The organism is Mesorhizobium dulcispinae (assembly GCF_033977345.1).
Lineage (GTDB): Bacteria > Pseudomonadota > Alphaproteobacteria > Rhizobiales > Rhizobiaceae > Mesorhizobium > Mesorhizobium dulcispinae.
Map to the genome: position 1 here is coordinate 364,294 of NZ_JAVIIY010000004.1, position 21,844 is coordinate 386,137.

The following is a 21,844-nucleotide window of genomic DNA, read 5'->3' on the forward strand; positions in this document are numbered from 1 at the left end:
TTGCCGTTTGGGCGCGGCAATGCGCCGCGCTTCATATCCTAACCCATCCTTAACCATAACGGTTCATGAAGGAATCGGTGAAGATTGGCGCAATCCGTGCGCCTTCGTTTCACCAATATTTGCCCCGAAAACGCCGCGAAACGGTGCATTCGGGGCTTGTCCCGCAAGCTTCAAGCTTCGCGCGATCGGACCAAAGGGATGCCCATGGGCCAGCCGCCAACGATGCCCCGGAAAATCTTAAGGACTTAAGTCATGGAAAACATCGCACTCGCCGACCCGGGCGCGCATTTGTCGATATGGGCCTTGTTCATGCAGGCCGGCTGGGTGGTCAAGCTGGTCATGATCGGCCTGCTTTGCGCCTCGATCTGGACCTGGGCGATCATCATCGACAAGCTCGTCGCCTATAGCCGCATGCGGCTGGCTCTCAACCGCTTCGAGCAGGTGTTCTGGTCGGGACAGTCGCTCGAGGATCTCTATCGCACGCTCGCCGACCGCAAGACCACCGGCATGGGCGCGATCTTCGTCGCCGCCATGCGCGAATGGAAGAAGAGCTTCGAGAAGGGCGCGAAATCGCCGCTGGCGCTGCAGACACGCATCGACAAGGCGATGGACCTGGCGCTGACCCGCGAGATGGAGAGGATGGAGGGCCGTCTCGGCTTCCTCGCCACCACGGGTTCTGCCGCGCCCTTCATCGGCCTGTTCGGCACCGTCATCGGCATCATGACCTCCTTCCAGGCGATCGCCGCCTCGAAGAACACCAGCCTGTCGGTCGTGGCGCCCGGCATTGCGGAAGCGCTACTCGCGACGGCCATCGGCCTGCTCGCGGCCATTCCCGCCGTCATCGCCTACAACAAGCTGTCATCGGATGCGAACAAACTCGCCATGCGCATGGAAGGGTTTGCGGATGAGTTCTCCGCCATACTCTCGCGCCAAATCGATGAAAAAGTCGCGCAGAAGGCCTGAGGTACGATCATGGGGATGTCTGCTGCTAGCGCAGGTGGCATAGGGCGAGGCGGACGCGGCCACAGGCGGCGTGGCCGTCATCATGGCCTGATGTCGGAAATCAACGTCACGCCGATGGTCGACGTGATGCTGGTGCTTTTGATCATCTTCATGGTCGCGGCGCCGCTCTTGACCGTCGGCGTGCCGATCGACCTGCCCGACACGCAGGCGAAGGCGATGAATGTGGACACGCAGCCGATCACGGTGTCGATCAATGCGACCGGCCAGATCTATCTGCAGGAAACCGAGATCCCGATCGAGGAGCTGGTGGCGAAGCTGCAGGCGATCTCCAAGACCGGCTACGACGAGCGCATCTTCATCCGCGGCGACAAGTCGACGGACTACGGCACGGCAATGAAGGTCATGGCCCGCATTTCGGCGGCCGGCTACAAGAACATCGGCCTGGTCTCCTTGCAGGAACAGGATCAATAGACACCAATGCGCACCGGCCTCACCTCATCGGTGATCTTGCATGCGGTGGCGCTGGCCTTCGGGCTGTTCACGCTGTCGTCGCCGCCTGCCATGCCGGCCAGCGACGTGGAGTCGGTGGCGGTCGACATCGTGCCGATGGAGGCTATCGCGCAGACGCTGCAGGGCGACAAGAAGGCCGTCATGCATGACAAGCCGGCACCGCTGCCGACCAAGCGACCGGATGTCGTTCCCAATGCCCAGAAGGTCGGCGAGAACAGCGTCGACACCGACAAGCCGGTGACCGACGAGGCCAAGCCGAAGCCGGTCGAGAAGACATCCGCGCCGCCGCCGGCGCCGACGCCGACCGAGAAGCCGGCCGTCGAGGACGTGCCGAAGCCGCAGGAAAAGCCGAAGCCGGTGCCCGCGACCGAAGTGGCGCCGACGCCTGCGCCGAAGGAAGAGGTCAAGCCCGAGCCGGTCAAGCAGACGGATCCCAAGCCGACGCCGGCCAAGGAGCCCACGCCTGCGCCGCCGAAGGACACGACCGCCGCCATCCAGAAGGAAGAGGTGAAGCCGGACGCCGTCGCCGAGGCGATCGCCAAGGAACAGCCGACCGACGAGGCCAAGCTTCCGGACTCCGCTCCGGCCCCCGAGGCGCGGCCGAAGCCGCAGCCGGCTCCGGCCGAGAGCGCCAAGGCGCCGGAACGCAAGGACGCGGAAAAGCCGGTCAAGGAAGCCTCCTCGAAGCCGAAGTCGGACGAGAAGCAGTTCAACGCCGACGAGATTTCCGCGCTGCTCGACAAGCAGAAGCCGTCCGGCGGCGGCGCCAAGCGCTCGACGCAGCAGTCATCGCTCGGCGGCGAGAAGGATCAGGGCCAGAAGCTTTCCAAGTCCGAGCAGGGCGCGCTGGAAGCTCAGCTCGGCGGCTGCTGGACCTTGCCCGTCGGATTGGAAGGTTCGGAGAACTTCGTCGTCGTGGTCCGGTTCAATCTCAACACCGACGGCAAGCTCGACGGCCGCCCGTCGGTCGAGCAGTCGAGCGGCAACCGGCAGTTCGACGAAAGCGCCGTGCGCGCGGTTCAAAAATGCGATGTGGCCGGGCTGCAGGTTCCCGCCGGCAAGCAGGACATCTGGAACGACATCCGGGTCACCTTCGACCCAAGGGAGATGCTTGGCCTCTAGGTCGGGCGTCCGAACCATCAAAGAAGAGAAGCGAGAAGATATGAGATCTTTCCTCAAGCCGCTCCTGACGATTGCAGCGATGGCGCTGGGCATGACGGCCGTCGCCACCTTGCCGGCCTGGGCGCTCGTCGAGCTCAACGTCAACAAGGGCAATGTCGAGCCGCTGCCGATCGCCATCACGGATTTCCAGTCCAACGATGCGCTCGGCGCCCAGATCACGGAGATTGTCACCGCAGACCTGAAGCGCTCGGGCCTGTTCGCGCCGATCGACAAGAGCGCCTTCATCGAGAAGATCTCGGGACCGGATGCCACGCCGCGCTTCGACGACTGGAAGGTGATCAATGCGCAGGCGCTGGTCACGGGCAGCGTCGGCAAGGAGGCCGACGGCCGCATCCGCGCCCAGTACAGGCTGTGGGATACGTTTGCCGGCCAGCAGATGGCAGGCGAGCAGTTCTTCGCCAATGACGCCAACACGCGCCGCGTCGCCCATATCATCGCCGACGCGATCTATGAGCGGCTGACCGGCGAAAAGGGCTACTTCGACACGCGCGTTGTCTTCGTCGACGAATCCGGCGCCAAGAACGCGCGCAAGAAGCGCCTCGCCATCATGGACCAGGACGGCGCCAATGTGCGCTACCTGTCGGATGGCCGCTCCATCGTGCTGACGCCGCGCTTCTCGCCGAACCGGCAGGAAATCACCTACATGTCCTATGAGAGCGGGCAGCCGAAGGTCTACCTGCTGCAGATCGAGACCGGACAGCGCGAGCTGGTCGGCAACTTCCCCGGCATGACGTTCGCGCCGCGCTTTTCGCCCGACGGCCAGAAGGTGATCATGAGCCTGCTGCGCGACGATGGCAACTCCAACATTTTCGCCATGGATCTGAGAAGCCGCACCACCACGCGGCTCACCAATTCGGTCGCCATCGACACCTCGCCGTCCTATTCGCCGGATGGCTCGCAGATCGTCTTCACCTCCGACCGTGGCGGTGGCAGCGGCCGGTCGCAGATCTATGTCATGGGCGCCGACGGCTCCAACCCGCGCCGCATCTCGTTCGGCGACGGCGTCTATTCCACGCCGGTATGGTCGCCGCGCGGCGACCTCATCGCCTTCACCAAGCAATCCGGCGGCGAGTTCCAGATCGGCGTCATGAAGACCGACGGTTCGGGCGAGCGCATCCTGTCCTCCGGCTTCCAGCAGGAGGGGCCGACCTGGGCGCCGAACGGTCGCGTGCTGATGTTCTTCCGCGACTCGGCCGGCGGGCCGAAGCTGGTTTCGGTCGATCTCACCGGCCGCAACGAACAGCAGATCCCGACCGCGAATTTTGCGTCGGATCCGGCTTGGTCGCCGCTGCTGGAGTGAGGGGAGGAGGGCAGAAGAGGAATTGAAGAACTGGGGAATTGAAGAATTGAAGAATTGAAGAATTGAAGAATTGAGAAAGAGGGCAGCTACATCAAGCGCGCGAAGGATTTGGAAGTCTATAGGCGTGCTTATGCAGTTTCCCTTGACGTCCACAGAGCCACGCTCGTTTTTCCCAAAATCGAGCAATACGCGCTGGCGGACCAAATGCGTCGATCCAGTAAGGCAATCTGCGCCAATCTAGCTGAGGGCTTCGCCAAGCAGACGCATTCTAGGCCCGAATTCGCGCGGATCATTTCGATGGCTATGGGATCCTGCAGCGAAGTTGAAACGTGGATTTCTTACGCGTTCGATCTTGGCTACATCGCACAAACGCAGCGCCACGAATGGCTGCAAGCCTATGTCCATATCTATGGAATGCTGGTGAATCTGCGGGAGAGGCTGAAGTGAGCCTTCTCTTCAATTCCTCAATTCTCCAATTCTTCAATTCCTCTTTTTCACAGGCCGGTCGCGTTTTGGCCAAATTTCCGCCTACGGTCCGCGCACATTGTCGATCTTGGTAAATGCGTGATGCGTAACGGCCGAGGACGGCGGCCGAAACCAAATTTTAACCGTGTTTCTTGAATGCCGGTTAACCCAAACGTGGTTACTGGGTGATCAACGAAATCACTCGAATGCGAAGGAGAGGCGGCATGGGCCGTATCGCAGCACTTACCAGAAACCCGGCGATGATTGCGCTGGTGGCGGCTCTCGCCATCACCGGTTGCGCCTCGAAGAAGACCCCGAACAGCGCGGCCGATCTCGGCTTGAACGGCGCCGGCGCCGCCACGCCCGGCTCGGCGCAGGACTTCACCGTCAACATCGGCGACCGCATCTTCTTCGACACCGACTCCTCGTCGATCCGCGCCGACGCGCAGACGACGCTGGGGCGCCAGGCGCAGTGGCTCAACCAGTACCGGCAGTATGCCATCGTCATCGAAGGCCACGCCGACGAGCGCGGCACGCGCGAATACAATCTGGCGCTGGGCGCCCGCCGCGCCGCCGCCACCCGCGACTTCCTGGTTTCCAAGGGCGTCGCGGCCAACCGCCTGAAGACCATCTCCTACGGCAAGGAACGCCCGGTCGCCGTCTGCGACGACATCTCGTGCTGGTCGCAGAACCGCCGCGCCGTCACCACGCTCTCGGGCGCCGGCTCCTGACGCGCCGCGCCGAAAATCGATATCGATTTTCGGAAGGGATCATAAGCGCCACAGCGTCCTTTGCGCGTCTGACGACGCGCGGCGCTGTGGGCGGCAAAAATACAACATCGCGGAACGAAAGGCGGCCTCAGGGCCGCCTTTTTCATATGCGACAGCCTGAAACAAAATTTGGCCGAAGTCTCGCGTCCTGCTAAGAGCGCGAGGGCGCTTCCTCCCATCCCGATTTGGAAAGGCGCATCAGGCCAACAGATTTCACGGCGAGAGACATAATGCATTTCAGAACGGTCCTGAGCGGCACGCTTGCGCTGCTGCTCGTATCAAGCATCGCAGCCGTCGCCGCCCCGGCGGACAGCGGGCAATCCTCGGACAGCGGGTTCACTTTCCATCTGCCGACACTCGGCATCTTCGGCGACAAGAAGAAGGCCGAGCAGGCGCAGATGGCGCAGCAGGACAACGCCGGCATGACCGGTCTGGAAGATCAGCTGCGCCAGATGAACGGCAAGATCGAGGAGCTCAATTTCCAGATCCTGCAAATGCAGGAGCAGATGCGCAAGCAGCAGGAAGACAACGAGTTCCGCTTCCAGCAGCTCGAAGGCGGCTCGCAGGGTGCCAAGCCCACCGGGCAGAAGAAGTCCGACGCCGCGCCGCAGGACGGCAACAGCAACGGTAATACGAACATGGGTGATGCGGGCACCGCCGACAGCGGTACCGATACCGGCGTCGCCGCAGCCCCGGCGACGCAAGCTCCGGCCGACACGGCTGCGCAGGACGGCGGCGGCAAGAGCGTCGGCGAGGTCATCGTCGAATCGCAGAACGGCGACCCGGGCAAGGTGATCACCGGGGCGCCGCCGAAGACCTTCGGCACCATCACGGTCGACAAGAACGGCAATGTCGTCAACGCCGAATCCGACCCGCAGGCCGGTTCGCAAGCGCAAGCTCCGGCGGCCACGGCAAACGCGCCTTCCGCCGAGACCGGCGCCAAGAGCGGCAAGGGCAAGTCCGGCGACACGGTGATGGCTTCGCTGCCCTCGACCAACGATCCGGACGAGCTCTACCGCAACTCCTACCAGTTCATCCTGTCGGGCGACTATCCCACCGCCGAGCAGGGTTTCCGCGACCATATCTCCCGCTTCCCCAAGGACGCCAAGGCGGCGGACGCGCATTACTGGCTGGGCGAATCCCTGCTCGGCCAGCAGAAATACCGCGACGCGGCGGAGATCTTCCTCGCCGCCAGCAAGGAGTATCCGAAGGCCAAGAAGGCGCCCGACATGTTGCTGAAACTCGGCGTGTCGTTGGTCGGCCTCAAGCAGAACGACGTGGCCTGCGCCACCTTCAACGAGATCGGCAAGCGCTATCCGGATGTTTCCGGGACGTTGAAGGAACGCATCAAGCAGGAAAAGGCGCTGGCGTCGTGCTAGCTTGCATGTCGTTGTCCCGAAACCGGGACCACCTTTGGGCGACATGCACTGATGCTCGGCACCGGGCCTGACCTTTCGGACGACCTTTTTTCAGACTTCGACTTTTCCAACGGCGCCGTTGCAGCCGTGTCCGGCGGCAGCGACTCGACCGCCCTTCTCTTTCTTCTCAAGCACCACCTCGACCGAACCCTGCCCGCCGCAAGGCTGCTTGCGGTGACGATCGATCATGACCTCAGACCGAATTCGGCAGCCGAAGCGCAAGCCATGGCCCGGCTCTGCGCCGAGCACGGTATCGCGCATCGCACGCTCATCTGGTCCGGCGGCAAGCCGTCGACCGGCCTTCCCGCCGCCGCGCGTGAGGCGCGCTACCGGCTGCTGGCTGAGGCGGCGGAGGCGGAAGGCATCCGCCTGATCCTGACCGGCCACACCGCCGACGACCAGGCGGAGACCGTGCTGATGCGGCAAGCTCGTGAAAAGGAAGCCCGCAAGGAGGATGCGCGCGACGGCCGCGGCCTCGCCGGCATGGCGCCCGCCACGCTCTACGATTGGCGTGTATGGATCGCCCGACCGCTACTCGGCACGCGCCGCGCGGCATTGCGCGAGATGCTGAAGCGCCAGGGCATCGGCTGGATCGAGGATCCGACCAATGTCGACCAACGCTTCGAGCGGCCGCGCCTGCGCATCTCGCTTGCAGGCAGCGACGGCGAGGCGCGCTTCGCGCAGGCAGTCGCCAAGGCCGGGCAGGCGGCCGCCGAGCGCGAGGAGCTCGGCCGCCGCGCGGCCGCGCTGATCGGCGCTCTTGCCAGCAGCCCGGCTCCAGGGCTCATCCGCCTCGATCGCGCTTTCGCCTATTGTGAAGACAACGAAGCCGCCGTCTATGCGCTACGCATCCTGCTCGCCACGATCGGCGGCGTCTCGTTCCTTGCCGATGAGGCGCGTTGCCGGGCGCTGTTCGAGCGTCTGCGGTCCGGGGCGCTTTGCGCCACATTGTCGCGGACGGTGGTCGATGCGCGCCGGACCGGCATCTTTCTTCACCGCGAGGCCCGCAATCTGCCCGCCGTTCCGGCCGAGAACCACACCCTTTGGGACGGCCGGCGCCGCATCACATTGAGCGACAGATCGGGCGGGTTGGTGATCGCGCCGGTGGGGACCCCCGTCGCCAGACGGTCTGCCCCGGAAGGTGGCGTGCCGGCAAGCGTGCTGCGCAGGGCGCTGGCCGCTGAACCCGCGCTGTGGCGCGGCGGTGAACGCCTTGATTTTGCTGGCGGCGACGCCCCGTCGCCGCCAATGGCAATCGTCCCGGTGGTGTCGCCTTTCGCCCGCTTCCTGTCGTGCTTCGATCTCCAGCCCGCCGCTGCGGTCGCCAAGCTGATCGGCGCGCCGCCGCTGCCGCCATCGCCTTTTCGCGGCCATGATCGCAGCGGAGCATGGGCGAAAGCTTAACCGAGGCGTGCTGTTATGCTTGGCAAGGGGAGGCGCTCTCCCTATGTTAGGCCCAAGCCTCCATCACCATCGTGGGTCCGCATGCGGACGCCAACAGGACAATAGATGAATCCGAATTATCGCAACCTCGCGCTCTGGGCGATCATAGCGGTCCTGCTCATCGCCCTGTTCAATCTTTTCCAGACGCCGCAGACGCGCGGCGCTTCCAGCGAGATTGCCTATTCGCAGTTCCTGCAGGATGTCGCGTCCGGCCGGGTCAAGAGCGTGACCATCGCCGGCGCCCGCATCTCGGGCAACTACACGGACAACGCCAACGGCTTCCAGACCTACTCGCCCGGCGATCCGTCACTGGTCTCCAGGTTGCAGGACAAGAACGTCACCATCAACGCCCGGCCTGAAACCGACGGCTCCAACTCGCTGTTCGGCTACCTGATCTCGTGGCTGCCGATGATCCTGATCCTCGGCGTGTGGATTTTCTTCATGCGCCAGATGCAGTCCGGTTCCGGCCGCGCCATGGGTTTTGGCAAGTCCAAGGCCAAGCTGCTCACCGAAGCGCATGGCCGCGTCACCTTCCAGGACGTCGCAGGCGTCGACGAGGCCAAGGAAGACCTTGAGGAAATCGTCGAGTTCCTGCGCGATCCGCAGAAGTTCCAGCGTCTCGGCGGCAAGATCCCGCGCGGCGTGCTGCTGGTCGGCCCTCCCGGAACCGGTAAGACGCTGCTCGCCCGCTCGGTCGCCGGCGAAGCCAATGTGCCGTTCTTCACCATCTCCGGCTCGGACTTCGTCGAGATGTTCGTCGGCGTCGGCGCATCCCGTGTGCGCGATATGTTCGACCAGGCCAAGAAGAACGCGCCCTGCATCATCTTCATCGACGAAATCGACGCGGTCGGCCGTCATCGCGGCGCCGGCCTCGGCGGCGGCAATGACGAGCGCGAGCAGACGCTGAACCAGTTGCTGGTCGAGATGGACGGTTTCGAGTCCAACGAAAGCATCATCCTGATCGCCGCCACCAACCGGCCCGACGTGCTCGACCCGGCGCTGCTCAGGCCCGGCCGCTTCGACCGCCAGGTCGTGGTGCCGAACCCCGACATCGTCGGCCGCGAGAAGATACTCAAGGTGCATGTGCGCAACGTGCCGCTGGCTCCCAATGTCGATCTCAAGGTCATCGCGCGCGGCACGCCCGGCTTCTCCGGCGCCGACCTGATGAACCTCGTCAACGAATCCGCGCTGATGGCGGCGCGCCGCAACAAGCGGCTCGTCACCATGGCCGAGTTCGAAGACGCCAAGGACAAGATCATGATGGGCGCCGAACGCCGCTCGTCGGCGATGACGCAGGCCGAGAAGGAGCTGACCGCCTATCACGAGGCCGGCCACGCCATCCTGGCGCTCAACGTGCCGACGGCCGACCCTCTGCACAAGGCGACCATTATTCCGCGCGGCCGCGCGCTCGGCATGGTCATGCAGCTGCCGGAAGGCGACCGCTATTCGATGAGCTACAAATACATGATCTCCAGGCTCGCGATCATGATGGGCGGCCGCGTCGCCGAGGAGTTCAAGTTCGGCAAGGAGAACATCACCTCCGGCGCCTCCTCCGACATCGAGCAGGCGACCAAGCTGGCGCGCGCCATGGTCACGCGCTGGGGCTTCTCCGACAAGCTCGGCCATGTCGCCTATGGCGACAACCAGGAAGAGGTCTTCCTCGGCCATTCGGTGGCGCGCACGCAGAACATCTCGGAAGAGACGGCGCAGATCATCGACGCCGAGGTGCGTCGCCTGATCGACGATGCCTACTCCACCGCAAAGACCGTGCTGACCAAGAAGAAGAAGGACTGGATCGCGCTCGCCGAAGGGCTGCTCGAATACGAGACGCTGACCGGCGACGAGATCAAGCAACTGATCGCCGGCCACAAGCCCGCCCGCGACCTCGGCGACGACACGCCGCCCAGCCGCGGCTCGGCCGTGCCGAAGGCCGGCACCGGCGGCCGCCGCAAGAAGGGCCCCGAGCCCGAAGGCGGCATGGAGCCGCAGCCGCAGGGCTAATTCCAGAAGACAACTACCAAAGAACGCCGCGGCTACTGCCGCGGCGTTTTTGTAGGCAGCTCACACACGCGGGTCAGGCCACAGTGAGGCGCTAAGCAATGTGGCCTCGGTCCATCTTGGGTTCCTCGCCCCCACGAAGTGGGGGAGAGGTGGCTCGGCGAAGCCGAGACGGAGAGGGGAAATGGCGCAGGGCTGCGTTCAGGTTCCTCTTTGAGGAGTCATCGCTTTACGAAGTCCCCTCTCCGACCGCTTCGCGGCCACCTCTCCCCCGCCGTTGGCGGGGGAGAGGAACCCAAGCCTTGAGACGCTGGCGGGACAGCGCCCCCTCTGTCCTGCCCGTCCTCCGCAGCAGCTGCGCTGCAGCTGCGGAGGGTGGACCGGACATCTCCCCACTTGGGGGGAGATTGGCAGCGTCGCCGCCGGCGCTTCAGCCTACGACCCTTCTGGCGTCACCCAACAAAAAGCCCGCGCACCTTGCGATGCGCGGGCCTTTGTTTCGAAAGCAGGCTGCTAAATCAGCTCTTCAGCTTGGCGTTGCAGAGGCTGTAGAAGCCGCCGCCCTTCTGGATCCACTTCAGGCCATTAAGCGTGTTGGCGTCTTTGTTGGCGTAGTACTGCTCGAGGCAGGTATGCATGCGGCCCTTGGCCGGGGTCTCGGTCGCGAATTTCGGCGAGATGGCGGTCGGGAAGGTCACGCCCTTCGGCGCGGCTGCGGTCGGCTTCGCCGGTTCCTTGGTGAAAGTCGCTTCCGTCGGAGCCGGCACGGTGTCGTCGTCGGCCGCGTCGGCGCCGCATTCGGCCTTGCGGAAGTCGTTCCACTTCATGCCGTTCAGCTTGTTGGCGGTCTTGGCTGCCTGATACTTGGTGCTGCACTCGGCCATGGTCAGGCCCTTGCCGCCTTCGGCCGCCGCGGTCGAGGTCGCGGTCTTGGTCGCCTTGGCCGGCTTCGTGTCGGTCGCAGCCGCGGTGGCTCCGGCCGCGCATTCGGTCTTGCGGAAGTCGTTCCATTTCATGCCGTTCAGCGTGCCGGCGGCCTTCGCGGCCTGGTACTTGGCGCTGCATTCCTTGGCGGTCAGGCCCTTGGCCGAGCTGTCGGCTGCCGCGGCGGTCGTCTCCTTGGCCTTCTTGGCGGGCTTGGTTTCAGCAGCCTTGGTATCGGTCGCCGCTTTGGTGTCGGTCGCGGCCTTCGTATCGGTCGCGGCAGAGGCATCGCTGCCGCATTGCGCCTTGCGGAACTGGTTCCAGGTCTGGCCATTGAGCGTTCCGGCGTCCTTGGCCGCGTTGTACTTGGTGCTGCACTCGGCCATGGTCAGCGCGTTGGCCGGCGCCGCCACGAAAAAGGCTGCGACGGCGAGGCCCGTCAATGTGGCAAGTCTATGAATAAGCATGGCGTTTTCTCCCTTGCTGCCGCCAGGTGGTGTTCCTATACCAAATCAATAGCTCTCAATGTTGGGTTGCGCCAGATGCTTCCGGCGCGGATGCCGTCACAAAGTGTGTTCCTCCCGACAAGGTGATGAATTGCTTGGCGCTGGTTGCGCAAACAAGGTTTTGCCAGGCGATTTTGGACAGAAAAGCTCGCACCGGCTGGTATATTGCCGCTACAGTGAGGGGGCGTGGTAGGCTGCCGAATCACTTGAACCGCCCGCGACAATGATTTTCTAAGGAATGGTAATATATAATCACGAAATGTGATGATCGGATGCGGCCCAATTGTGGCAATACGGGCGGCTGAAAAACCGATGGGGACATTGGCAGGCATGGCAGGGCAGTATTTCGGCACCGACGGCATCCGCGGACGCGCCAACAAGTTTCCGATGACGGCCGAGGTCGCCATGCGGGTGGGCATGGCCGCCGGCCTTTCTTTCCAGCGCGGCAACCATCGGCACCGCGTCGTGCTCGGCAAGGACACGCGGCTTTCCGGCTACATGATCGAGAACGCGATGGTGTCGGGCCTGTGCGCCGCCGGCATGGACGTCTTCCTGCTCGGGCCGATCCCGACGCCGGCGGTCGCCATGCTGGTGCGCTCGCTGCGCGCCGACATCGGTGTGATGATCTCGGCCTCGCACAATCCCTATTACGACAACGGCATCAAGCTGTTCGGCCCCGACGGCTACAAGCTCTCCGATGAGATCGAGGAGCGCATCGAAAGCATGCTCGACAAGGATATCGAGCTTGCGCTGGCCGATTCCGACGGGCTGGGCCGCGCCAAGCGCGTCGACGGCGTCCACGATCGCTATATCGAGTTCGCCAAGCGCACGCTGCCGCGCTCTATGTCGCTCTCCGGGCTTCGGATCGTCGTCGACTGCGCGAACGGCGCCTCCTACAAGGTGGCGCCGGAGGCGCTGTGGGAGCTCGGCGCCGAAGTGGTGGCCATCAATGTCGAGCCGAACGGCTTCAACATCAACAAGGAATGCGGCTCGACCCATCCGGCCGGCCTGCAGAAGAAGGTGCACGAGGTGCGCGCCGACATCGGCATCGCGCTCGACGGCGATGCCGACCGGGTTGTCATTGTCGATGAGAACGGCGCCATCGTCGACGGCGACCAGATCATGGCGCTGATCGCCGAGTCCTGGCACCAGAGTGGGCGGCTGGCCGGCGGCGGCGTCGTCTCCACAGTGATGTCCAATCTCGGCCTCGAGCGTTTCCTCGGCGATATGAAGCTGCAGCTGCACCGCACCAAGGTCGGCGACCGCTATGTCGTCGAGCACATGCGCGCGCACGGCCTCAATGTCGGCGGCGAGCAGTCCGGCCACATCGTGCTCTCCGATTTCTCGACCACCGGCGACGGGCTGGTTTCGGCACTGCAGGTGCTGGCCTGCATCAAGCGGCAGAACCGGCCGGTCAGCGAGTTGTCGAAGAAGTTCGAGCCGGTGCCGCAGCTTCTCAAGAATGTCCGCATCTCCGGCGGCAAGCCGCTGGAGGAGGCGCCGGTCAAGGCGGCCATCGAGGAAGGGCGCAACCGGCTCGGCAAGTCCGGCCGCCTTGTCATCCGGCCCTCCGGCACCGAGCCGCTGATCCGCGTCATGGCCGAAGGCGACGATCCGCAACTGGTCGAGACAGTCGTCAACGACATCGTCGGCATCATCTCGGAAACCCGCAGCGCCGCCTGATAGAGGTCGAGCCAAAGGTCGTCGCGTTTGGAAGCCCGCCGCCCGGCGGGCTTTTTCGTGCGCGCCCGCAACGGCCGGGCAACGGCATACTCTCTAAAATTGTATAGATTCGTGGTTAATCGGTACGGTTAAACGGCTTTTAACCTTTGCAATTCATTATCCACGCCGAGGTTCATCTTCGGGCGATGTCGTCCCGAGGCTTCTTAGGGGTGACAGCATGTTCAATACAGCAAGAATGGCATTGTTTGCCGCGCTGTTCGCGGGGGTGGCCGGGCCGACGCTCGCCGCCGACCTCGCGGAACCGCCTCCGGTCGAGGAGGCGCCGCCGCCAGTCGTCGAGGCCCAGCCGGTCGATGTCGGCGGCTGGTACATCCGCGGCGACATCGACTACCACTGGTCGCGCTTCGGCGGTGGCGACTACATCACCTACGGCGCGGCACCGCCCCAGGTCCAGGGCAGCTTCGCCAGCGGCAAGCTGAAAGGCGCCTTCTCCGCCGGAGCCGGCGTCGGCTACCAGGTCAACCAGTATTTCCGCACCGACCTCACCGCGGACTGGATGGGCAAATCCAACTTCAGCGGCTCGACCGATGGCTTCTGCGCCGGCGGGGTGCCTTGTACCTCGGTCGACACCTCGTCCTATTCGGCGTTGCTGCTTCTGGCCAATGCCTATGTCGACATCGGCACCTGGCACGGTGTCACGCCCTATGTCGGCGCCGGCATCGGCGGCGCCTGGGTCAAGTGGGACACGCTCCACAACACCGATCTCGATGGTTCGTTTGAGCATGCCGGCGGCAAGGGCTGGCGCTTTGCCTATGCCCTTATGGCCGGTGCATCCTACTGCCTGACCGATCGCGTCAAGCTCGACGTCGGCTACCGTTACAGCCACATCAATGGCGGCAAGATGTTCGAATATGCTTCGGACAGCAATGTCGGCCCCGGTTATGACCGCGGCATCAACGTGCACGAAGTGCGCGGCGGCCTGCGGTATCAGTTCGGCAGGTCCGACTGCGCCCCGCCGCCGGAACCCTATGTGCCTGAGCCGGAACCGATCTACACCAAGTAGTCGCCTGGAATATCGCGAAACTTGTCAAACCGCCCGGCCCAGCCGGGCGGTTTTCGTTTGTGCGCTGCCGGTAAAATCTCATCGAAATCAATTCGGTAACCACCTATTATCCTTAACCGGCACTTAACCACTATGGTTAACAATGCTCCTTGAAACGGCAGCTGTGCTCGCGTTCGCGACTGGCGCCAACTTCAGGAGCCGGGGACCATGTTTTCAAAATCGCGTATCGCACTGGCGCTCGCCGCAATTGTGCTGATGCCGGCGACACAGGCGGTGTCGGCCGACTACAATCCGCCGATCTATGTCGACGAGGCGCCGGACTATCAGCCGGTCGAGGTCGGTTCGGGCTGGTACCTGCGCGGCGACATCGGCTACGCTTTCAGCCATCCATATGAAAATAGCAGCAACATTCCGGGCTTTTCGTCCAGTCGGACGCTGTTCGACGCCAGCGTCGGCATGGGCTATCACTTCAACGACTACCTTCGCGCCGATCTGAACCTGGGGATCCTGCCGTCAAACAAGTTCGGCGACAGTGTAGACACCACGTGTGCCGGATCGACTACGACGACAACCGTCGATAACACCTCCGGAACGATTACAAGCCAACTCACTGCTCCCGATACGCGGCCTTGTAATGGATCCAGTAACGCCTTGAACAAAGCCTATAGCCTGATGGCCAACGGTTATGTCGATCTCGGCACCTATGTCGGTATCACGCCTTATATCGGCGCCGGCGCCGGCGTTGTCTACGACAAGTACGCCAGCGCAATCGGCGCGAAAAATTGCGTTCCGTCAACCAGCAGCGTCGTCAGCAACGGCAACACCATCACGACGCAATTCAACTGCGATGATCCAGCCGGCTATGACGGGCAGGTCAGTTCGAAGGCCAGATATGACTTCGCATATTCGCTTGCGGCAGGGCTCTCTTACCAAGTGACCAAAAATGTTTCGGTCGACCTCGGCTACGAATATCTCTCGATCCCGAGCGCCCAGTATGTCGCCTATGACAACGGGCTCTTCAACGTTCACAAGGGTGTGAACTTCCAGACCGTCAAGCTCGGGCTGCGCTACGATCTCTGGTAGCGTAGAGGCCAGCGAAACTCGCGGACAGCGGGTCATCAGGCCCGCCGTCTGCTTTTGCGGTATTGCTTTTCGTGGGGCGGGTATCCCGCCAGCGACAAAAACTTTCCTCTTGACGCCGGAAGCCTGAACGCATATCGCCGTCCGTGGGCCACCCCTCCCCAACGAGGGGCCACTATCTGGAAGGATAGACCACGATGACGACGCTTACCAAGCCCGGACTCCGTCCGGCAAATCCCAATTTCTCCTCAGGTCCTTGCGCAAAACGTCCCGGCTGGTCGGCCGAGGCGCTGAAAGCCGCCGCGCTCGGACGTTCCCACCGTGCCAGGATCGGCAAGGGCAAGCTCGAGCAGGCGATCGAGCTGACGCGCGAAATCCTCAAGGTTCCCGCCGGCTACCGGATCGGCATCGTGCCGGCGTCCGATACCGGCGCGGTCGAGATGGCGCTGTGGTCGCTGCTCGGCGAGCGCGGCGTCGACATGGTCGCCTGGGAAAGTTTCGGTTCCGGCTGGGTGACCGATGTGGTCAAGCAGCTCAAGCTCGCCGACGTGCGCAGGTTCGAGGCCGGCTACGGCGAATTGCCCGACCTGACGCAGATCGATTTCGACCGCGACGTGGTCTTCACCTGGAACGGCACGACCTCGGGCGTGCGCGTGCCCGACGGCGATTTCATCCCGGCCGATCGCAAGGGTCTGACCATTTGCGACGCTACCTCGGCTGCCTTCGCGCAACGGCTCGATTTCGAAAAACTCGATGTCGTCACCTTCTCCTGGCAGAAGGTGCTGGGCGGCGAGGGCGCGCATGGCATGCTGATCCTCTCGCCTCGCGCCGTCGAGCGGCTGGAGACCTACAAGCCCGCCTGGCCGCTGCCGAAGATCTTCCGCCTGACCTCGGGCGGCAAGCTGATCGAGGGCATCTTCAAGGGCGAGACCATCAACACGCCGTCGATGTTGTGCGTCGAGGATTATCTCGATGCGCTTCAATGGGCGAAATCGATCGGCGGCCTCGAAGCGCTGATCGCCCGCGCCGAGGCCAATGCCGCGGTGCTAGACCGGTTCGTGGACAAATCACCGTGGCTCGGTCATCTGGCCGTCGACCCGGCGACGCGCTCGAACACTTCCGTATGCTTGTCCTTCACCGATCCGGATGTCGCGGGGCTCGACGCCGACAGTCAGGCGGCTTTCGCCAAGGGCATCGTCTCGGCGCTCGACAAGGAAGGCATCGCTTACGATATCGGCTCCTATCGCGATGCGCCGCCCGGCCTGCGCATCTGGTGTGGCGCGACCGTCGAGACCTCCGATCTCGAAGCGCTGCTGCCCTGGCTCGACTGGGCCTTCGCCACGCAGAAGGCGTCGCTGAAAGCAGCGGCCTGAAATCCGTGGCGGCCCGCGGGCCGCCACCATTTCCAAACACTTTCAATTCGCTTCAAGGAGGCCGTTATGGCGCCCCGCGTTCTCGTTTCGGATAAACTTTCAACCACCGCCGTGCAGATCTTCAAGAACCACGGCATCGAGGTCGACTACCTGCCCGATCTCGGCAAGGACAAGGAAAAGCTGCTCGAGGTGATCGGCCAGTATGACGGCCTCGCCATCCGCTCGGCGACCAAGGTCACCGAGAAGCTGATCAATGCCGCCACCAGGCTCAAGGTCGTCGGCCGCGCCGGCATCGGCGTCGACAATGTCGACATCCCCGCGGCAAGCCGCAGGGGCATCATCGTGATGAACACCCCCTTCGGCAACTCGATCACCACGGCAGAGCATGCCGTGGCGATGATCTTCGCGCTGGCGCGCCAGATCCCGGAGGCCAATGCTTCGACGCATGCCGGAAAATGGGAAAAGAACCGCTTCATGGGCATCGAGATCACCGGCAAGACGCTGGGTGTGGTCGGCTGCGGCAATATCGGCTCGATCGTCGCGACGCGCGGCGTCGGCCTGAAGATGCATGTGATCGCCTTCGATCCATTCCTGTCGGACAGCCGCGCCGAAGAGCTCGGCGTCGTGAAGGTCGAGCTCGACGAGCTCTTCGCGCGCGCCGATTTCATCACCTTGCACACGCCGCTGACCGACAAGACGCGCAACATCATCGATGCGGCCGCGATCGCCAAGATGAAGGATGGCGTGCGCATCATCAATTGCGCGCGCGGCGGGCTGGTCGTCGAGGCCGACCTGGTCGCGGCGCTGAAGAGCGGCAAGGTGGCCGGCGCCGGCGTCGACGTCTTCGAGGTGGAGCCGGCGGAGAGCAATCCGCTGTTCGGCATGGAGAACGTCGTGGCTACCCCGCATCTCGGCGCCTCGACCACCGAGGCGCAGGAGAACGTCGCCCTGCAGGTCGCCGAGCAGATGTCGGACTATCTGATCAAGGGCGCTGTCTCCAACGCCATCAACATGCCCTCGATCACCGCCGAGGAAGCGCCGCGGCTGAAACCCTTCGTCAAGCTGGCCGAAGTGCTCGGCGCCTTTGTCGGCCAGGTCACCGAGGATCCGATCAAGGAGGTCGAGATCCTGTTCGACGGCTCGACCGCGACCATGAACACGCGCGCGCTGGTGAGCGCTACCCTTGCCGGCCTCATCCGGCCGCAGGTCTCCGACGTCAACATGGTGTCGGCGCCGATCATGGTGAAGGAGCGCGGTATCATCGTCGCCGAGGTCAAGCGCGACAAGTCGGGCGTCTTCGACGGTTACATCAAACTCACCGTCAAGACCGAGCACATGACGCGCTCGATCGCCGGCACCTGCTTCTCCGACCACAAGCCGCGTTTCATCCAGATCAAGGGCATCAATCTCGACGCCGAGGTCGGCCAGCACATGCTCTACACGACCAATGCGGATGCGCCCGGCATCATCGGCCTGCTCGGCACCGTCTGCGGCGAGAACGGCGTCAACATCGCCAACTTCCAGCTCGGCCGCAACCGGCCGGGCGGCGATGCAATCGCGCTGCTCTATCTCGACGCCCCGTTCCCGGAAAAGGTGCTGGATCAGCTGCGGGCGCACAAGTCGATCGACTCGGCCAAGCCGCTGCATTTCGATGTCGGCGCCGCCTGAGAACTGCGCCTGAACATGCCTCAATGACAAAGCCCCGTGCGTGCCTGCGCACGGGGCTTTGTCTGTCGGGATGATCTTTGCGCGCCCCGGCCCGGCACGGGAGGCGCGTTCGAGGATCGAAGCCGGCCTATGGCGATAGCGAGGCCAAGTAAATGATGCGAAAGCTGGAATTTGTTGCGCCTGGTTGTTGTGCCTTGGCTGGTTTCGGCGGCAAAGAAAGGGTCGCATCGGCCTGCACATGAGGTTATAGAGGCCTGTCGTTTCAAGCCGCCAAGGCGGCATCTCAAGGGAAAAGAACATGGCCAATGTGGTGGTCGTCGGCTCGCAGTGGGGCGACGAAGGCAAGGGCAAGATCGTCGACTGGCTGTCGGAACGTGCCGACGTGGTCGTGCGCTTCCAGGGCGGCCACAACGCAGGTCATACGCTGGTCGTCGACGGCAAGGTCTATAAGCTTTCGCTCCTTCCGTCCGGCGTGGTCAGGCAGGGTAAGCTGTCGATCATCGGCAACGGCGTGGTCTTCGATCCGCATGCCTTCGTCGCGGAAGTCGCGAAGCTCAAGGAGCAGGGCGTGGAGGTGACGCCAGAGCGCCTGAAAATCGCCGAAAACACCGCGCTTATCCTGTCGCTGCACCGGGAACTGGACGGGTTCCGCGAAGACGCCGCCTCGAATTCCGGGACCAAGATTGGCACGACCCGCCGCGGCATCGGCCCCGCCTACGAGGACAAGGTTGGCCGGCGCGCGGTGCGGGTGATGGATCTGGCGGATTTGGAAACGCTGCCCCTGAAGGTCGACAGGCTGCTCACGCACCATAATGCGCTGCGCCGCGGGCTCGGACATGCCGAGGCGACGCATGAGGCGATCATGCAGGAGCTGACGTCGGTGGCCGGCGACATCCTGCCTTACATGGACCGTGTCTGGAAGGTGCTCGACGACAAGCGGCGCGCCGGCGAGCGCATCCTGTTCGAGGGCGCGCAGGGCACGCTGCTCGATATCGACCACGGCACCTACCCCTTCGTCACTTCGTCCAACACGGTGGCGGGGCAGGCGGCCGCCGGCTCCGGCACCGGCCCCGGTGCGATCGGCTATGTGCTCGGCATCACCAAGGCCTATACGACGCGCGTCGGCGAGGGGCCGTTCCCGACCGAGCAAAAGAACGAGATCGGCGAGTTCCTCGGCACGCGCGGCCACGAATTCGGCGTCGTCACCGGCCGCAAGCGCCGCTGCGGCTGGTTCGACGCGGTGCTGGTGCGCCAGGCGGTTGCCGTCAACGGCATCAAGGGCATCGCGCTCACCAAGCTCGACGTCCTCGACGGATTGGACGAGATCAAGGTCTGTACCGGCTACCGCCTCGACGGCGAGCCGATCGATTACCTGCCGGCGAGCCAGGGCGCACAGGCGCGCGTCGAGCCGGTCTATGAGACGCTCGAAGGCTGGAAGGGGACGACGGCCGGCGCCAGGAGCTGGAACGATCTGCCGGCGCAGGCCGTCAAATATGTCCGCTACATCGAGGAGCTGATCGGAGCCCCGGTTGCGCTGCTTTCCACCAGCCCGGAGCGGGACGACACGATACTTGTGACCGATCCGTTTCAAGACTAGTTTCACAGCCCCTTCCCGGCGCCACCGCTGATTTGCGGCCCGGGGAAAGAATGCAGGTCGACTGACGCATGGCAGATTTCGTTGGTGTTCTGAAGAAGCAGCTCGAGAAGCACGGCGAGCCCTCGTCCGAGCTGCGCAAGCGCATCTATGAGAATGCGCGTGCGGCACTGGCGAAGAAGCTCGCGGACTATTCTCCGCCGTTGTCCGCCGATGTCGTCAGCAAGCAGAAGCGCTCGCTGGAAGACGCGATTTCCAGCGTCGAGCGGGAATACGTCACGCCCGCTCCGCCGCCCAAGCCCGCTCCGGCGGAAGATCCGCTGGCGGAGCTGGAACATATCTTTTCGTCGATCGACCGTAACAAGAACCAGCCGAGCCACGTCCGGCAGCCGCCGGTAACGAAGCCCGAACCTGCCAAGCCGGAGCCTTTCAAGCCGGCTCCCGCCCCGGTGAAGACGGAACCGAGCTGGCAAAGCGCTCCAAAGACCGAGCCAAGCTGGCAAGGCGCAACGAAGACGGAGCCCGGCGGCTGGCACAGAGTGCCTGCGGCACCGCCGCCGATGCCCTCGCCGCGCGAGGACGATGTCAACCTGCCCGGCATGAACGCCGCCGAGCCGGACGACGGCAGCGATGTCTTCGCCAATGACGAGCAGCCGGCGGCAGACACCTTCCAGCGGCTGCGATCGCCGGCGCGCAAGCGCAGCTATGGCGGGTTGATCGCCATCGTCGTCGCGTTGCTGGTGCTGGGCGGCGGCGGTTACGGCGTCTGGCTGAACAAGGATGCGTTCAGCTCGATGCTCGGCTTGAACGGCGGCGGCAGCAAGACGGTTTCGGTCGAGCCGTTGGTGAAGCCCGCTCCGACAAAGCCGGCGACCGAGACGGCGGCTGCACCTGCCGCCGGGGGCACCAACGCATCCGGCGCCAACGAACCGGCCGAAACCAAGTTCACCCAGCGCCTGACGCCTGAAGGCAAGGAGGTCGATCCCGGCCCGGCCGGCGGACAGACCACCATCGGCGAGGGTGAATCCGTCGCCGCGCTGACCACGCCGCCGCCGGCCGCGCCTGCGACGACAACTCCGCCGGCCGCCGCCGGCACGCCGCCCGCCGCCGCCACACAGACGCCGGGCGCGACACCGCCTGTCGCGGGAGCAACGCCGCCGGCGCCTGCCGGTGCCGCCGCCAATCCGCCCGCGCCGGCCGCCGGGGCCACACCGCCTGCAGCGGGGACGACACCGCCGGCGGCCGCCACCACGCCGCCCGCCGCCGGAACTACGCCCGCGCCGGCGACGGCCCAGGCGACCGTGCCGGTCGGCCAGAAGGCGATCTTCTATGAGGAGCGCACCAGCACGCAGCAGGGCACCGCCGAGCCCGGCAGCATCGTCTGGTCGCTGGTGCAGGAATCGCCGGGCGGCGACCTGCCGCCGGAGCCGGCGATCCGCGCCGAGGCGACGATTCCCGGCAAGGACATCCAGCTGCGCATGACCATCCGGCGCAACACCGACCAGACGCTGCCGGCCAGCCACATCATCGAGATGATCTTCCTGACGCCGGAAGGCTTCGACGGCGGCGGCGTCGACAACATCCTGCGCATCGCCATGAAGAGCTCCGAGCAGGACGCCGGCAGCCCGCTGATCGGCATCCCGGCCAAGATCGCCGACGGCTTCTTCCTCGTCGCGCTCAACGACACCAAGGCCGACGAGGACGCGAACCTGACGCTGCTCAGGGGACAGGACTGGATCGACGTGCCGGTGGTCTACAAGACCGGACGCCGCGCGCTCCTCACCATGGAAAAGGGCATTCCCGGCGAAAAGGTTTTCGACGAGGCGCTGAAGGCCTGGGCGACGAAGACTTCGGGGTGAGGTGAGGGCGACCCCGGATTTTTCCGGGACCGCAGAACCTGCTAC

The 21,844-nt window shown here is 64.3% G+C and carries 17 protein-coding genes; 16 read left to right on the forward strand and 1 reads right to left on the reverse strand.

What is annotated here, in order from left to right; translation table 11 throughout:
* The first annotated feature begins 252 nt into the window (after nt 1–252).
* From tolQ to ftsH, 9 genes are all read left to right on the forward strand, one after another.
* The gene (gene tolQ, locus RFN30_RS12765; RefSeq protein WP_320262426.1) at nt 253–963 is read left to right on the forward strand and encodes a protein TolQ; all 711 of its coding nucleotides are present in this window, start codon (nt 253–255) and stop codon (nt 961–963) included.
* Between the two features lie 9 nt (nt 964–972).
* A complete protein-coding gene (gene tolR / locus RFN30_RS12770; RefSeq protein WP_127857324.1) occupies nt 973–1,434 on the forward strand; it encodes a protein TolR in 462 nt (153 codons plus the stop codon).
* 6 nt (nt 1,435–1,440) lie between these two features.
* Complete coding sequence (gene tolA, locus RFN30_RS12775) at nt 1,441–2,595, forward strand: cell envelope integrity protein TolA (RefSeq protein WP_320262427.1); 1,155 nt, start codon at nt 1,441–1,443, stop codon at nt 2,593–2,595.
* Nucleotides 2,596–2,635: 40 nt separating this feature from the next.
* Nucleotides 2,636–3,955 carry a Tol-Pal system beta propeller repeat protein TolB gene (tolB, locus tag RFN30_RS12780; RefSeq protein WP_320262428.1) on the forward strand — a complete coding sequence of 440 codons (1,320 nt, stop codon included), beginning with the start codon at nt 2,636–2,638 and terminating at the stop codon, nt 3,953–3,955.
* Nucleotides 3,956–4,063: 108 nt separating this feature from the next.
* On the forward strand, nt 4,064–4,402 hold the full coding sequence (locus tag RFN30_RS12785; RefSeq protein WP_320262429.1) for a four helix bundle protein: 339 nt from the start codon (nt 4,064–4,066) through the stop codon (nt 4,400–4,402).
* A gap of 242 nt (nt 4,403–4,644) precedes the next feature.
* Entirely contained in the window at nt 4,645–5,151 is a 507-nt protein-coding gene (gene pal, locus RFN30_RS12790) for a peptidoglycan-associated lipoprotein Pal (RefSeq protein WP_095816681.1), read from the forward strand.
* Between the two features lie 269 nt (nt 5,152–5,420).
* Complete coding sequence (gene ybgF / locus RFN30_RS12795; protein WP_320262430.1) at nt 5,421–6,569, forward strand: tol-pal system protein YbgF; 1,149 nt, start codon at nt 5,421–5,423, stop codon at nt 6,567–6,569.
* Between the two features lie 51 nt (nt 6,570–6,620).
* Complete coding sequence (tilS, locus tag RFN30_RS12800) at nt 6,621–8,012, forward strand: tRNA lysidine(34) synthetase TilS (RefSeq protein ID WP_320262431.1); 1,392 nt, start codon at nt 6,621–6,623, stop codon at nt 8,010–8,012.
* A 105-nt stretch (nt 8,013–8,117) separates the two neighbouring features.
* The gene (ftsH, locus tag RFN30_RS12805) at nt 8,118–10,052 is read left to right on the forward strand and encodes an ATP-dependent zinc metalloprotease FtsH (protein WP_320262432.1); all 1,935 of its coding nucleotides are present in this window, start codon (nt 8,118–8,120) and stop codon (nt 10,050–10,052) included.
* A 515-nt stretch (nt 10,053–10,567) separates the two neighbouring features.
* On the opposite strand, the gene RFN30_RS12810 is transcribed toward ftsH, so the two are convergent.
* On the reverse strand, nt 10,568–11,440 hold the full coding sequence (locus tag RFN30_RS12810) for a hypothetical protein (protein WP_320262433.1): 873 nt from the start codon (nt 11,438–11,440) through the stop codon (nt 10,568–10,570).
* Between the two features lie 369 nt (nt 11,441–11,809).
* Between RFN30_RS12810 and glmM the strand changes: the two genes are divergently transcribed.
* The 7 genes from glmM (at nt 11,810) to RFN30_RS12845 (ending at nt 21,799) form a co-directional block, all read left to right on the forward strand.
* Nucleotides 11,810–13,162, forward strand: coding sequence for a phosphoglucosamine mutase (glmM, locus tag RFN30_RS12815; protein ID WP_320262434.1), 1,353 nt, complete (start codon nt 11,810–11,812; stop codon nt 13,160–13,162).
* Nucleotides 13,163–13,379: 217 nt separating this feature from the next.
* Nucleotides 13,380–14,225, forward strand: a complete 846-nt coding sequence (locus RFN30_RS12820) for an outer membrane protein (RefSeq protein WP_320262435.1) — start codon at nt 13,380–13,382, stop codon at nt 14,223–14,225.
* A gap of 207 nt (nt 14,226–14,432) precedes the next feature.
* Entirely contained in the window at nt 14,433–15,308 is an 876-nt protein-coding gene (locus tag RFN30_RS12825; protein WP_320262436.1) for an outer membrane protein, read from the forward strand.
* 194 nt (nt 15,309–15,502) lie between these two features.
* On the forward strand, nt 15,503–16,678 hold the full coding sequence (locus RFN30_RS12830; protein WP_320262437.1) for a phosphoserine transaminase: 1,176 nt from the start codon (nt 15,503–15,505) through the stop codon (nt 16,676–16,678).
* A gap of 66 nt (nt 16,679–16,744) precedes the next feature.
* Nucleotides 16,745–18,346 carry a phosphoglycerate dehydrogenase gene (serA, locus tag RFN30_RS12835; RefSeq protein WP_320262438.1) on the forward strand — a complete coding sequence of 534 codons (1,602 nt, stop codon included), beginning with the start codon at nt 16,745–16,747 and terminating at the stop codon, nt 18,344–18,346.
* Nucleotides 18,347–18,644: 298 nt separating this feature from the next.
* Nucleotides 18,645–19,943 carry an adenylosuccinate synthase gene (locus tag RFN30_RS12840; protein WP_320262439.1) on the forward strand — a complete coding sequence of 433 codons (1,299 nt, stop codon included), beginning with the start codon at nt 18,645–18,647 and terminating at the stop codon, nt 19,941–19,943.
* Nucleotides 19,944–20,011: 68 nt separating this feature from the next.
* The gene (locus RFN30_RS12845; protein WP_320262440.1) at nt 20,012–21,799 is read left to right on the forward strand and encodes a hypothetical protein; all 1,788 of its coding nucleotides are present in this window, start codon (nt 20,012–20,014) and stop codon (nt 21,797–21,799) included.
* Nucleotides 21,800–21,844 lie beyond the last annotated feature (45 nt).